The sequence below is a fragment of the Labilibaculum sp. genome (assembly GCF_963664555.1).
Lineage (GTDB): Bacteria > Bacteroidota > Bacteroidia > Bacteroidales > Marinifilaceae > Labilibaculum.
Genome location: NZ_OY761461.1, coordinates 198588 through 213400 on the forward strand (window position 1 = coordinate 198588; position 14813 = coordinate 213400).

The 14813-nt window shown below is 37.0% G+C and carries 16 protein-coding genes; 1 reads left to right on the forward strand and 15 read right to left on the reverse strand.

All coding sequences use genetic code 11. The features are described from left to right. Window positions 1–110: 110 nt before the first annotated feature. The 11 genes from ACKU4N_RS00865 to ACKU4N_RS00915 form a co-directional block, all read right to left on the reverse strand. On the reverse strand, window positions 111–479 hold the full coding sequence (locus tag ACKU4N_RS00865) for a YccF domain-containing protein (RefSeq protein WP_321319716.1): 369 nt from the start codon (window positions 477–479) through the stop codon (window positions 111–113). Between the two features lie 20 nt (window positions 480–499). Beyond that, window positions 500–1489 (reverse strand): DUF3187 family protein, encoded by a 990-nt coding sequence (locus ACKU4N_RS00870; RefSeq protein ID WP_321319717.1) that lies wholly within the window; start codon window positions 1487–1489, stop codon window positions 500–502. 48 nt (window positions 1490–1537) lie between these two features. Beyond that, window positions 1538–2485, reverse strand: a complete 948-nt coding sequence (locus ACKU4N_RS00875; protein ID WP_321319718.1) for an ROK family protein — start codon at window positions 2483–2485, stop codon at window positions 1538–1540. Between the two features lie 76 nt (window positions 2486–2561). Beyond that, window positions 2562–3860: an HlyD family secretion protein gene (locus tag ACKU4N_RS00880; RefSeq protein ID WP_321319719.1), complete on the reverse strand. Its 1299-nt coding sequence runs from the start codon at window positions 3858–3860 to the stop codon at window positions 2562–2564. A gap of 52 nt (window positions 3861–3912) precedes the next feature. Next, a complete protein-coding gene (locus ACKU4N_RS00885; protein WP_321319720.1) occupies window positions 3913–4278 on the reverse strand; it encodes a four helix bundle protein in 366 nt (121 codons plus the stop codon). A 41-nt stretch (window positions 4279–4319) separates the two neighbouring features. Beyond that, a complete protein-coding gene (locus ACKU4N_RS00890; RefSeq protein WP_321319721.1) occupies window positions 4320–6527 on the reverse strand; it encodes a peptidase domain-containing ABC transporter in 2208 nt (735 codons plus the stop codon). Window positions 6528–6761: 234 nt separating this feature from the next. Further along, window positions 6762–7205, reverse strand: a complete 444-nt coding sequence (locus tag ACKU4N_RS00895) for a S41 family peptidase (RefSeq protein ID WP_321319722.1) — start codon at window positions 7203–7205, stop codon at window positions 6762–6764. Beyond that, a complete protein-coding gene (locus ACKU4N_RS00900; RefSeq protein WP_321319723.1) occupies window positions 7147–8043 on the reverse strand; it encodes a S41 family peptidase in 897 nt (298 codons plus the stop codon). Before ACKU4N_RS00900 ends, ACKU4N_RS00895 begins: the two co-directional genes overlap by 59 nt. A gap of 59 nt (window positions 8044–8102) precedes the next feature. Continuing rightward, window positions 8103–8699 (reverse strand): transposase, encoded by a 597-nt coding sequence (locus ACKU4N_RS00905; protein WP_321319724.1) that lies wholly within the window; start codon window positions 8697–8699, stop codon window positions 8103–8105. Window positions 8700–8892: 193 nt separating this feature from the next. Continuing rightward, window positions 8893–9636, reverse strand: a complete 744-nt coding sequence (locus tag ACKU4N_RS00910; protein ID WP_321319725.1) for a hypothetical protein — start codon at window positions 9634–9636, stop codon at window positions 8893–8895. 261 nt (window positions 9637–9897) lie between these two features. Further along, window positions 9898–10602, reverse strand: a complete 705-nt coding sequence (locus tag ACKU4N_RS00915; RefSeq protein WP_321319726.1) for a Crp/Fnr family transcriptional regulator — start codon at window positions 10600–10602, stop codon at window positions 9898–9900. A gap of 214 nt (window positions 10603–10816) precedes the next feature. Between ACKU4N_RS00915 and ACKU4N_RS00920 the strand changes: the two genes are divergently transcribed. Then, entirely contained in the window at window positions 10817–11236 is a 420-nt protein-coding gene (locus tag ACKU4N_RS00920) for an OsmC family protein (protein ID WP_321319727.1), read from the forward strand. A 240-nt stretch (window positions 11237–11476) separates the two neighbouring features. Here the strand turns inward: ACKU4N_RS00920 and pheS are convergent, their stop codons facing one another. From pheS to ACKU4N_RS00940, 4 genes are all read right to left on the reverse strand, one after another. Beyond that, window positions 11477–12499 carry a phenylalanine--tRNA ligase subunit alpha gene (gene pheS, locus ACKU4N_RS00925; protein WP_321319728.1) on the reverse strand — a complete coding sequence of 341 codons (1023 nt, stop codon included), beginning with the start codon at window positions 12497–12499 and terminating at the stop codon, window positions 11477–11479. A 120-nt stretch (window positions 12500–12619) separates the two neighbouring features. Then, a complete protein-coding gene (locus tag ACKU4N_RS00930; RefSeq protein ID WP_321319729.1) occupies window positions 12620–13444 on the reverse strand; it encodes a peptidylprolyl isomerase in 825 nt (274 codons plus the stop codon). Window positions 13445–13554: 110 nt separating this feature from the next. After that, entirely contained in the window at window positions 13555–14367 is an 813-nt protein-coding gene (locus tag ACKU4N_RS00935; protein ID WP_321319730.1) for a peptidylprolyl isomerase, read from the reverse strand. A gap of 37 nt (window positions 14368–14404) precedes the next feature. Beyond that, window positions 14405–14761, reverse strand: a complete 357-nt coding sequence (locus ACKU4N_RS00940; RefSeq protein ID WP_321319731.1) for a hypothetical protein — start codon at window positions 14759–14761, stop codon at window positions 14405–14407. Window positions 14762–14813: the final 52 nt, after the last annotated feature.

The following is a 14813-nucleotide window of genomic DNA, read 5'->3' on the forward strand; positions in this document are numbered from 1 at the left end:
ATACGCGTTAAGGAACGTTTATGTTAGTGTTTGTTGTTTAAGTATTTTGTGAAAATCCTGACTTCTCGGTCAGGATTTTTTTTTATGTGCGTTTGTGATTTAGACAGACACTACAGAATGCTTTTTCCAAATGGTGTTAAGGCATAACCTGCTAACTTAACATGCTGAAGAGCAAAGGGAATTCCAATTATTGTGATGGCAAAAATCAGCGCGAATAACAAATGAGTTAAAGCAATCCACAATCCTCCGATAAAAATCCAGATTACATTTAAAAGAATACTTAAGCATCCTCCGGCATGCTCGTTATACACCACTCTTTGACCGAAAGGGGCAAGTCCTAACACCGATAACTGTATGATTTTCAAGCCAAATGGTATTCCAACGATAGTTAAACACATTAGTAAACCACAGATAATATATTCAAAGAAAATAAATATTCCCCCAAAAATTATCCAAATAATATTGCCAATTAAACTCATAATTAAATGCTTTATAAATATTAAAACTGATATGACACTCCCACCTGAAGAACAAAATCAGGTGCTGTATTAACAATGATATCCTCAACAAAGGCAAACGAAACAGCTAAATTATTTGCAACAAAATAATCCAGTCCGAGAACCAATTGTGCAGATGCTTTCCCTAATTGTTTAGTATATGATTTCTCGTAGAAACTCGTATGAAAATCGAATTGTGACTTTAAATACCAACTATCGGTGGCATGGAAGGCCAAACCTGCACTTCCGAAACCAACATTTCTGGTCACTTTATTTGCGAGTAATGCGCCTTTACCAATCCGCAGATAACCTCCTGAATAATAGAAGGTGAACTCCTTCGTTTCAGGAGTTGAATTAACCATTCCTGTCATCTGAAATCCAAAATCATTGGTTCCACTACCCACTAAATTTATTTTATTTCCGGTTGGAAACTTTATGAAGGAGCGAAAAGAGAGAACGTGGTTTGGATTTCGCAGAATAGGAGTCGCCAAAGAAATACTAATATCTCCGAAACTAAGTTTACTTTCATTCATTTCGAAAATAATCTCCTTTTTTTCCATGAAAAAGTAATTTAAGCTATAATTGGGCATTAAATCTCTTGATTTTCCAGGTAAATTAAATGCATCGTGCCAATTACTAATAAAAGAATCCATAACCCCACTTGAATGCTCAACTACTGGAATAACAATACCTATTTCCATTTTCGAAAACAAACCATAACTTAGAAACAGCTCATTTCTGAATATTTCACCATCCAGGTAAATGGCTTCTTCGTTTATTTGAGAACTGGTAGCATTATTGGCAATGCTAAAATAGTCCCCGAACCAAAATGCATTTTTATCAAGAACTGAACCTCCGGGATTAGTCGGAATCCCAAAAAAATGAACCAAAGGGCTTTGGTTATGAGTTTGAAATGGTTTTACCAATTTCTGACCAAGAGTGTAATTAGAAAATAAAACAACTGCAACAAAAAATACTGATAAGCTTTTCATGAATATTCCTGGCCTGGTTAATTTGATCAACAAGATCAAATCTACAAATTATTCAACAACTTTCCATACGAGTGCTGCTGATCCCATTACACCAGAATTTCCTTCAACAGAAGACAGTTTTAACTGTGTTTTCCCTTTAAAAACAGATAGTAAATTCTGTTCCATATGATATTGTGTTGGCTTCAAAATTAAACTGCCGGCTTTCGATAAACCTCCAGACAAAAATATAGCTTCCGGATTATTCAAAGCAATTACATTCGCTAAAGCGATTCCAAGAATCATACCCGTAAATTCAAAGGCTTCAATCGCAATTTGATCCCCGGCATAAGCTTCTGATGCCAGCCTCCTGGCACTCATTTTATTAAACGGTATGTTTCTCAATTCACTTGAATAAGAAAATTTTGCAAACAATTTACTGACAGTTCTCTTAATTCCTGTTGCAGACACATAAGTTTCCAGACAACCCAATCTTCCGCATCCACAATGCCGGCCTTCAGGTCGAACAATTATATGTCCCATCTCTCCGGCAAGACCTGAATGACCGTGCACCAATTCGCCATTAACAATAATTCCCGATCCTAATCCTGTTCCCAAGGTTAAAACCATAAAATTTTTCATGCCAACAGCTCCACCAAACAACATCTCAGCCATTGCGGATGCATTTGCATCATTTGTAACGAAAACAGGAGCTCTTAATTTTTGACTCAAAAGCTTACCCAGTTCAAATTTTCCTTTCCACGGCAGGTTCGAGGCATCCTGAATGCATTGATCCAAATAATTTGCATTTGGAGCTCCTACTCCTATTCCAACCAATTCGCAATTAAATTTCTGAGCAAGTAACTGAATTCTATCACATAATTCATCTATGAAAGCTTGAAATACCGCATACTTTTTCGTGAAAATGAAATCCTCAGCAAGTATATTTCCCCTTTTATCGACCAAACCAAAAACCGTATTTGTTCCGCCAATATCTATCCCAACAGCCAGCTTTTGCATATCAATTGTTTTTGTATCAAAATTTATTGCATGGGAAAGAAACCAATCGGTACCGGATCAAATTTCAGTAATAAAGTTACAAACGTGCTTTAAGTAATGATCGAATCGGATTAAAAATACGCTGTAATAACCGAAGATCTTCAGTAATTATTTCAGCCTGACCTTCAATTTGTTGAGCAAAATCCAACTCAATTCCATAATTGGTAACCAAACCTTTAGAAAAATCAACATCTAAACTGTATTTCTGATCTTCAGGTACTTTTGATATGGATCGAATGGTTCCTTCCAGCATTCCATATTCAAGATAAGGATAATTATCAAGTTTTATATTCACCCGCTGTCCAATTTTAACCTTGCCCGCTCCTTGAACTCCCAATTCAACTCTGGCAATAATTTTGGTGGAATCTGAAGGCAATACAGTGAAAACCCGCTCTCCTGTTTTAACATTTTGATTGGAGCTGTAAAACCGGTTAAAACTAACCTTACCATCAATAGGTGTTGTAAGCACATACTTTTGCTCCCAAATGGTTATCTGCGCCTTTAGGTTATCGAATGATTGAATGAGTAGATTCTGTAATTCCTTTCGCTCATTTTCCTTGTTCAATTCCAAATCTATGATTTGTTGATTTACCTCCGAAATACTAATCTGAGTAGAGGCAAGCGAAGAACGTGTGCCATGAAAAGCATAACTCTGTTCGAGATATTTTTTACGTGCATTTTGAAAATCGGACTGCGAAATTACGCCCCGGACAAATAAAGATGAATCACGAATAAACTGCTTTTTTGATATCGCCAATTCACTTTCAGAAATCACTTTTTGCTGGTATTGCCGGTCGTAATACAAATTGTACTTACTGATTTTGTCTTTGTAAGATTCTATTTTTCGATCGTAATAGTCCAAATCAAAAAAGCGCTGATAATCAACATATGATTTTAAAAATCCATTGTAGTACGACTGAATTTCTCCCAATCGAAAATTGCCTTCCAACAAATTTGATTTAATGCCATCCACACCCGTAAGGTGTTCATGAAACTCCTCCATTCTTGTTTTCAAAACAAACACATCATCATTAACAGCAGGATTTTCGATAATGGCCAAAAGGTCTCCCTTTTTCACCTCCTGATTATCATTAACATACAAATTTTGGATCTGTCCGGATGATCGTGCAACCAATTCGGCAGGCGGATTTAAAGTGGTAAGAACCAATTTGGAATGAATAATATCCGGGTAGCGGAAAAACCAACTCCCAATCAGCAGGGCAAAAATAACAACGAAAAAAAGAGTTGTTCCGCTTCGAATGATCCAATTAGGCATGCGCTGCAAAATCTCCTTAACTTCATCTGAACGTAATTCTATGTTTGTATCCTTATCCATCAATTAACAATTAATAATGAGTAATTAATAATTAAACAGAGCTCTAAAGTTCTTATTTATTTTGACTCAAATTACTTTTAGTAGTTTCTAAAATTTTTGACAAAAGCTTTAAAATTTCTTCACAATCCACAATTAAAGATTCAAACATTTTATGGTCAATATATTCAGTATCTTTTAATAATCTCAACCAATAATGTGTTTCCCGGGCTTCTTTATATGAGATATGCAATTTTGCAATAAAATCTTTTTTAGATATTCCTCCTATAGCTTCTTCAATATTTGCACCAACCGATGTCCCACATCTTAGAATTTGTTTTGACAGAATATATTCATTTTTATCACTCTTTAAAAATTTATACAAATTAATAATACGAACACTAAATTGATAAGATTTATCTTTAACCGGGTTCGGTTTCATATTAAATTTCTAATTATTAATTCCAAATTATTAATTAATTTCTAATTGCCGAGTTCCAGCTGATTTTTCACCAACTGATAATAAGTTCCCTTCAATTTTGTTAAATCAGTATGAGTTCCTTCCTCAACAATTTTTCCTTTATCCAGAACAATTATTTTATCGGCACTACGAACAGTACTTAAGCGATGAGCCACAACAACAACAGTTCTTCCTTTATTGAACTCCTCCAGATTGTTCATGATTGCCTTTTCGTTGTTTGCATCCAAGGCATTGGTTGCTTCATCGAAAAACAAAAATTTTGGGTTTTTATAGACTGCCCTGGCAATTAAAATCCGTTGCTTTTGCCCTTGGCTTAAACCATGACCATTGGCACCAATTCGTGTATTGTAGCGCAACGGCAAACTTTCAATAAACAGATCGATACAGGCAACCTGAACCGCATACAACAATCTCTTTTTATCAATATTCTCCACTCCAACGGCAATGTTTTTGGCGATGGTATCCGAAAAGATAAAACCATCCTGCATCACCACACCACAATTCTGCCGCCACATGGCTGAGCTGTAATTTTCGAGACTAACTCCGCCCAAGGAAATTCTTCCTTTTGTAGTTGGATAAAATCCCAACATCAGCTTAATTAAAGTGGTTTTTCCACTACCCGATGCACCAACAATTGCAGTGGTTTTTCCATCTTCTATCTTCAAATTAACATCATCCAAAACCATTTCGGAATGTGGACCTTCGTACTGAAAGAATACCTTTTCGATGTCAATGGCCTTTTCTTCGGGAATCTCTGTTAAGCGATCCTCATTTGGCATTTCTTCCTCCTTCATCTCGTGAATTTCACCCAAACGCTCGAGCGAAATTTTAGCATCCTGCCACGAATGAATAAACTGCACCAAATTATCAAGCGGGGAATTCAATTGACCCAAAATGTACGACACCGCCAACATCATACCCAAAGTCATGCCGCCATCGAGTACCGACTTGGCCGCTAAAAAGGTGATGATGATATTCTTAGTTTCGTTGAAAAAAATAGAACCGGAAACCTGATACTGATTCAAAGCCAAACCTTTGGTTCTCACCTTAAACAATTCAGCCTGTATTTGCTCCCACTCCCAACGCTTTTGTTTCTCACAGTTGTTCAGCTTAATTTCCTGCATTCCGGTAATTAACTGAACCAATGAATTCTGATTGTTCGATAACTGAGCGAATCGTTTCCCATCCAATTCTCGACGTTTTCGCAGAAAAAGATTCACCCATATTAGATACAAAACCGATCCAATTACAAAAACAAAAAAGATTTGCATGTCGTAAATGGCTAAAACAATTCCAAAAATCACCAGATTGACCATCGAAAACAGGATGCTTAAGGTTGATGATGTAAGGAAACTTTCGATTCGGGTATGATCCTGTATCCGCTGCAATAAATCACCGATCATTTTAATATCGAAAAAGCCAATGGGCAATTTCATCAACTTGATTAAAAAGTCGGATATTAATGAGATGTTTATTCGTGTTGAGATGTGCAAAAGTATCCAGCTTCGGATGAATTCCACCGACATTCGAGAGATAAACAGCACTAATTGAGCAATTAAAACCAAATAGATAAAACTCAGGTTTTGCGTATTGATACCTACATCGACTATGGATTGGGTAAGGAATGGAAAAATCAGTTGCAGCATACTCCCAAACAACATTCCCAGTGCCAATTGCACCAAAAACTTATGGTACGGCCTTAGATATTTTAACAGAAAACCAATGCTCTTTTTGTTGGAAATATCCTCGTCGCCCTGCGCGTAAAAATCGGGTGTGGTTTCCACCAACAAACACAAGCCTTTCAGTTCCCCCTGACTTTGTGTACTTGCCCACGACTTAATAAATTCCTCTTTGGTAAACTTTAGCAATCCAGATGCCGGATCGGCAACATGAACCGTTGTTGTCTTCTTTTTTACCTCGATTTTGTGCACCACCACAAAATGATTTTGCCCCCAATGGCAAATAGCCGGAAGCGTAGCATCATCCTGTAACTGCTCGTAGCTAATGCGAACGCCCATGGTGCGCAGGCCAATACTTTCAGCCGCATCAGCAATGCCCAACATCGAAACTCCCTCGCGGGTAATGTGCGATTTATCACGTAAGGACTGTAGACTGAAGTTTTTACCAAAATGTGAGGCAATCATGCGCAGGCAAGTCGGGCCACAATCCATGGCATCCAATTGGCGGAAATGGGGGAATTTTTTCTTCAAGGCAGAATGGTAGTTAGTCAATTTATTATAGTCAAGCTAAAAATAGGGAAAATTGTTGGAATGGACTAAACAGTCGATTTATATTAATCTTTACTACAATTTAAATTCGAAAAATTTATTTTTATGCTCATCCCAATTGTAAGAATCCTTTAGATGCATTTCTGTGCCTACTTACTGTGACTTTTAATGTATTCCAAACACTTCTCCAGAACAGGATCTCCGCCTTTCATAAACTCACTCGCAAAAAAAAGGTATCGAAATATCCGGATTTAAAATTCCCTCTTCAGCCTTTGTATACTCAAAATTCTCTACCGTAGAAATTGTGAAAAAGGAATTATCTCTCTCTGCTGTAATTGTCTCCCCATAATTTAAGGCATTATGGGCAAGAGGTTCTCCAACCAGCAAACCAATTTTATTATACTGTATCACATTAGCAAAAGTAGCTGCCATCGATGCTGTCTGCTGACTTATCAAAACGTAATAATTAAAATCCCCTTTATATATTGAACTATCCAGTGGGCACTCCTTCACAATAAGAGAATCCGGCAAGTCAACCAATCTTCCAAAATCATCTTCCGTGTAAGAATAATCTTTATAGGTGGCTTTAGATACTTTTAATTTAACGCCTGACTGATAAGGAATCTTTTTTATTATTCGATAGTAATGAAAACAATTCATCAAAGTGATCACCACTCCCTCCGGGATTTTTTCTAATATCAATAATAACATTTTTGTACCCCTCTTTTTTCACCTTATCAAGGTAACGCCCTAAGCATTTTACCAAATACTTATTGTAATCGAAATTGTTGATACTAAAATATCCCGTCTTGTTTTTGTCAATTATTTTTTCCTCGATATCCCCATATAATTTTGGAAAAAAACCATTATCCATAGGTATTCCTTTAATAAAGATCTCTTTACGTTGATTATTCCGAACCAACTTAATACTATAATCAGAAGCAAAACTGAAATGATGAAAAGTCTGCAAGGCGTAACCGGACATATAACGATCGCGATACGAACTTTCCAAATAACTAACTGCATCAACATTATTAATACTTAATATTCGATCTCCAGAATAAATTTTTTCATCAAAACTCTTATCAATAAGCAGGGTATCCGAAATACTAATCAAGGTAAAAGGCAATGCCTTTATCTTCTTCATTTTCACTTTTAAAGTACCCGTTTTCCCTAGTACAGGAATAAACCGTAAATGAGGATCTTCAAAAGTAACTCTATCCAATAACTTTCTTCTAATCAGTGTTTTTTCAGTTTCCATAATTGGTTCCAAAGGCAATTCTTTTGCAATCACTTCGATTAAAGAATCCCATTCCCTCTCAGGAAAGGAGTTAAAAGGATTTGGGTGATAGCTTTTTAAAGCCTCTTTATCTTTAATCAGTTGCTCTTTGGTTAATAATGATTTCGGATTTGGGATTGCTAAGGAGTAGTTGGATTGTGAAATTCCTTTGCTGATAATTGCTATCAATACGAAAGCAAGTAGTAGTATTTTTTTCATATTATTTTTTCGATAGAGACGTTGCATGCAACGTCTGTACTACATCTGTACGGTAGAAATTATTCATTAAATTTATCCTCGCCCCATTTCCGGGGATTATTATTGATATAATTTTCAATTCGATGGTATTCCTGATCATCGCGAATGATGTGATCGTGAAATCGTTCCTGCCATTCGAAATCGGGATCTGTTTTTCGCGCCTCTTTTGTTACAGCCGATTTGTAGGATCGGAGGATGCTGGCCAATGATCCTTTTTTGGGGAATATGGCCGCCATTTTTTCATTTTTGGAATCTGATTCATTCCGCACATCCTGTACAGACGTTGCATGCAATCCATTGTATACAGACGTTGCATGTACAGACGTTGCATGCAACGTCTCTTCAGAATTAAATATTTCAATAATACCATGCACATGATTGGGCATCACCACAAATGCGTGCAATTTTGCGAATGGAAAATGATCGGGAATCCCACACCAAAATTGATGGGCCAGCTTCCCAATTTCAGACAATTCCATTTTCTGATCAGTAATAGAACCAAAAAACAGTTGCTTTTTATAGGTGCAGATGGTCACAAAATAGCTGCCTTCGTTGGAATAATTCCACCACACAGCACGTGCCGGGGGAATGCGGTATTTGTTTTGAAATTTTTTCATGCTCTCAATTTTTGTTTCCTAATTCTGCCAAAAAGCCCCATTCTATTGGCCCTTCTGTTCTGGGAGTCGCCCTTCGCATAAAGGAGGCCTCCCTTCGTGCCTGGGAGGCCTCCTTCGCAATAGTTATCCAAATCTTCGGGTCTGTGACCCGTCCTTCGCAAAAGTAAGCGCTCTTCCCGGGGCTTTCAGAAGCTTAGGCCTCCTCTTCCACCTTCTTTTCTCTGGCTTCTCTTAGTTTTCGAAAGTAGGCACTGGCATACTGCTCCAACCGCACTTCATCTTTCCAGAAAACAAAACGCCCTGCTTCGCGAATGGCATCAACGGCTTGTTTTACATGGGTAAAGGCACGGTCGCGCATCTCTTTTGCAGGTTTGTCGTTATCTACTCTGGCACCGTTCACCTTAGCCAGCAGTGCTCCACATATATCCGATAACTCAGAGGCTCTTTCGAGTTTTTCCATTGGGTAATTCACTCCCGCCAAAGGCTCTGGATTGTTTGTTCCCAGCATGGCCAAATCCGAAAGATCCTGAACCATATCAGCATTCCCGTATCCTTCGGCAATCCGGTTCACAACATCCATTAATCTAGGATTCTTACGATAAGCATACCTGCTAAAATGCAAAAGCTCATCGCGCAATTCAAAAGCCTCAACTGAGAGGCTCTTCCATTGCTCCTCTGCATCCGAATTCTCCGTTTGCACCTGTACCCAAACTGTTTGTGCATAACGCAGGCCTCCGGCCCGAATTGGCAGATCGTCGATTAAACTCACATCCAAATCCGAAGTAGCTAACAATTCCCGATCCTTGTCGGCTATTACCGATAAATCCATGGCTTCATCTATGACAATATCCACAGGCTGATTGGGTTCTTTAATCTCATTTTTAGCAGAGGCTAAATACATTGGTTTTAAACTTTCAAAATTCTCTTTATTACTCATTACTAAGTGGGTTTTAGGGTTAAAAAAGAAAACAATTTGTTTGTAACTATTAAAAAAGATTACTGAAAGTAAATATATTGTCAGATTCATCCAAATAAAAAACGTGAATTAATGTTAATTAAACATGCTGTTATGGATTAACAATAGCAAAAAACGAGTGTTAATAATACTTCCAGATACCAATCGCTTCCCCAAAAAAATGATGTAAAAAACCCCATCCGGACGAACCAGATGGGGTTGAAATATTATTGCAAACAGGGATTACAAAATTCCGCCGACTTTTTTAAGTGCTTTGGTATTTAGTATTTTTATTTTTCGGCCATTTAGTTCAATTAGTTTGTCTGATTTAAACTCCGATAACAAACGTATTACCGATTCGGTTGCTGTTCCTACCATATTGGCCAATTCTTCGCGTGTGAGGGCAATTTTTAAAGTGCCATCCTCGGTAGATCCAAAAGCTGTTTCCAATTGAATTAAAATCTCGGCCAAACGTTCCCGTACCGTTTTTTGAGCAATATCAGTAATGTAATCATTTGCCTCATCCAGTTCTTTGCATGTAAGTTGAATTAATTCCATCGCAAAATTGGAGTTCTCTTGAATTAGTTTGGTTAAAACATTACCAGGGATGAAACAAACAGTGGCATCTTCAATCACTTTAGCTGAAGTGCATGCCCGCTCCTGACTCAGCACAGAACGAAAACCGATTAAATCGCCGGGCTTTGCAAAACGAATAATTTGTTCCTTCCCTTCCAATCCTGTTTTAAATACTTTTAAAACACCCGAAAATAGAAAGTAACATCCTTTCGCGGAATCACCCTCAGAATAAATAATACTACCTCTTTTATAGAAATGTACATCTTCACCCCAAAATAAAAGATTCATATCTTCTACCTTCAAATTTTGAAATCTTTCACCGAACTTCTCGGCCAATTGATTGCAATTTGGAAGAATTGGATTCTGCTTCATTAAAAATTATATTAAAACTGAAATCAATACTACTAACTCAATAATAATTCCTTCAGTAGAACCTCAAGGCGAAATAAACTTTTTAAAAAATTTATTTGGTTCGAAGGGTTTTTCCTACTTTTATTACAAATCACGTTCAATTTGTAATCAGGTCAAATATACAAATTTAAGTTTTACTTATCCAAAAGGTTAAAAGACTAAAAACACTGCAATTATGAAGCACAAAGTAGAATTATCGTGGCTGGGAAACCTGGCTTACGAAACAAATATGGATGGTCATAAAATGATTACCGACGCCGGAACCGAAGTGGGTGGTGAAGACAAAGGATTCCGCCCCAAAAAGCTAATGTTAACAGCTTTAGCGGGATGTACGGGCATCGACACGGCATTAATTGTAAAGAAAATGAGGCTCGACATCCGGGATATTAAAGTTTCTGTTGAAGGAGAGTTAACCGAAACTCAGCCTACTTACTATAAAAACATGCACATTACTTATGAATTCTTTGGCAAGGATCTTCCCCGTAAAAAATTGGAGCGGGCGGTTAAAATATCCGAAGAATCGCAATGTGGGGTAAGCGCTTTATACAAGCAGGTAATTCCTGTTACATCAGAGATTATTTATCATGAGGAGTGAGAAAGTCTTGAAAAGTCTGGAAAGGTCGAAGAGTCCAATAGTCGAAAGGTCAAACAGTACGTAGTTTTCTATTGAAAAGCTGCAATTTCAAAAGAACAACTCCTTTATTATTTGCCCTGTGGCTTTAGCCCTGGGATTAATGAAATAAAAAAGTGCCTCCCGCAATGGAAGGCACTTTTTTGTATTTATATCGGTGTAAGAGAATCTTATGTCTCACATCTAAAATCTCATATCTAATTTCTAGAATCCTGCCGCAGAAAACTGCTCCAAAAAGCGAATGTCGTTCTCGAAGAACAAACGAAGATCTTTAATACCGTATTTCAGCATGGTGATTCTTTCGATTCCCATTCCCAAGGCAAAGCCTGTGTATTTTTTATTATCGATTCCGTTTAATTCCAAAACATTTGGATCAACCATACCGCAACCCAAAATCTCTAACCAACCGGTTCCTTTGCACACATTACAGCCTTTTCCGCCACAAAGTGAACAGGTAACATCCACCTCGGCCGATGGCTCGGTAAACGGGAAATAGGATGGTCGTAATCGAATTTCGGTTTTCTCTCCAAAAAATTCTTTGGCAAAATAAGTCAGTGTTTGTTTTAAATCTGCAAATGAAACGTTCTCATCGATATACAAACACTCAATTTGGTGAAAAATACAATGTGCACGTGCCGAAATAGCTTCGTTACGGAAAACACGTCCCGGCGTTAAACAACGAATCGGCAATTCCATTTCAGACATATCATGTGCCTGAACCGAAGAAGTATGTGTGCGCAAAATTACGTCCGGATTTTTCTCGATAAAGAAAGTATCCTGCATATCGCGGGCAGGATGTTCTTCCGGAAAATTTAAAGCCGAAAAATTATGCCAGTCATCTTCAATCTCCGGACCTTCGGAAATAGTAAATCCCAAACGGGAGAAGATCTCTGTGATTTCATTTTTCACCAAAGAAAGCGGATGGCGCGAGCCCAACTTAACCGGATCACCCGATAAAGTCAAATCCAAACCTGATTTTCCAAAATCAAGATTGGTAAAATTATCTTTAAGGGAATTTACTATATCCAATGCAGTTGTCTTCAACTCATTAAGCGCTTGACCAACAGCCTTTTTCTGATCGTTTGGAACATCTTTAAAATCTGCAAACAAAACAGCAATACTACCTTTCTTACTAAGGTGTTTGATTCTAAATTGTTCAACTTCCTCTAGTGTAGTTGCCGAAAATCCATTCAGCTCCTCAAGTAAATTCTTTATTTTGTCTAACATATTTTTAATCTTTTGAAATCCAATAGTCGGCAAAGTTACAAAAAGTTTTTTCTCCTTGTTACTGAGGATTCTATTTTAGCCGGAAGATTCCATAATAATTTAAACAGATCTCACTAATCTCTAGTATTCCAAAATTTTTACATTCATTTTAACGTCCCGAAAAGGCCGGTCATTTGCATCCGTTTTAAGGTTTACAATTTTATCCAAAACATCCAACCCTTCTATCACTTCCCCAAAAACAGTGTAATTACCATCAAGATGCGGAACTCCGCCGACCGTTGTATAAGCTTTACGACGAGCCTCAGAGAATTCAAGTCTCTGATTGGAGCTATTGTATTCAAATTCGATTGACTCCTTAATTGTTTTCGCAATGGCTCTGAATTCTTCCACTTTATCAGCTTTTTTTAAAGAATCAAGCAACTCCCGTTTACCAGGTGTTAAAAACTTTTTTACAATTCGCTTTCGCAAAGGAATATTCACTTCTTTTTCCATCAGGCTCAGTTCCTCATCCGTAAACACTCTTCCATGAGCAATATAAAACTGAGAAATATCTGATTCCTTAAAAATATTTACCTTATCCGGCTTTCTTGGTGCAGCAATTGCACCCTTTTTATGAAAGTATTTAGGATTAAATTCTGATTCGATGGTTCTGTTCGAACTGCCGTAACCTATCATTTTTCCTGCCGGCGCATTTCTGGAATCCTGCGATCCGCCCTGAGCCACAAACCCCTTTATTACACGATAAAACAGCGTTCCATCAAAATGCCCGTTTTCAATTAACTGCAGAAAATTTTGCCTGTGCTTTGGAGTTTCCTTGTACAACATCAATTTAATATTGCCCATATTGGTCTCTATTAAAATAATTGAGTTGGTGGTTTGTCCAAATGACAGGTTCGTTATTAGCAGAATTGCAATTCCAAATAGGACTTTCTTACCAAATTTCATTCAACGATATCTTTTTAAATTTGGACTAAGATAAATAGCCAGAGTTTGAAAGCCAAAAAAAAAGCTTCGCAATATATTACGAAGCTTCCATTTACAACATGTAATGTTGTCTATTTTAAGATTTTCATTTTCATTGATATGTCCTTTAACGGACGATCAAAATTGTCTTTTTCAACACCGGCAATTGAATCGATTAAATCCATTCCCTCGATTACTTCACCAAAAACAGTATAGTTTCCATCCAAATGAGGAATTCCACCAACAGTAGTATACGCTTCAATTTGTTCTTTACTTAATACAATTTTCTCACTATTAAATATTGAGTCTACTTCCAATTTAATACCATCAATTGCATCTGTTAGTTTATCCAACTCACCCTCCATTTGATATTTGGAAAGAAGTTCAGCCTTTTGTTCTTGAACCTTTTTGAAAATAGAACTTTTTAATTTTTCATTCATCTTCATTTGTAAAGTATCCAATGCGCCTGGAGTATAAATCTTACCTTGAGCAATATAAAACTGAGAACCTGCTGATTTCTTTTCAGGATTCACGTCGTCTCCTTCACGGGCGGCCGCCAAAACACCACGCTTGTGAAATAATCCTACTTTAATTTCTGCAGGAATCTGATATCCCGGTCCCCCTTCGCCTAATCGCTGCCCAGGCTTTGCACTTTTCGAACCCGGATCTCCACCTTGAATCATAAACCCATCTATCACCCGATGAAATAAAGTCCCATCAAAATATTTTTCGTGTGCTAATTTCACAAAATTATCGCGGTGAGCTGGTGTCTCATCATACAAACGGATTTTTAAATTTCCATACTCGGTTTCAATTTCAACGATTCTATCTTTTTTTCCTAACTCCAATTTTTCCTGACAGGATATAAAAAGAAAAACAATGGCAATACAAATAAGATTTTTCATAAGTGTTTAAGAAATTTTTAAATTTCGAATTTAGCTTTTAATTATCTTTTTCTAAATAATCATTGTCTTTAAAGTATTCTACTATCGAAGATTTAAGCAATAATTCTTCTTTTTCCTTAGAAAAAGGGGGAACCATTTTATTTTTCTTGAAAACCGGCCAATCATTTTCATCATAACCATCAATTTGATAGTAATTCCATTTCATCAACAAAGTACATGTCGCTAAATTGATGTGATCCATTTTTTCATCCTTTTCATACTTCTCCTGAAAACCTTTTCCTCGCTCCTGAATCCCAATTAGTAGTAATGTTCCGTTTAAATCGGCATCCACATTAAAATCTTCAGAAATTTTATATAAAAGTTTATTCCAGTCTCTTTCTAAATTATTATCCATAGTATCAATTTTTTATGCCTGTTAAAAGTAAAGCATTTTGTATCTATTTATA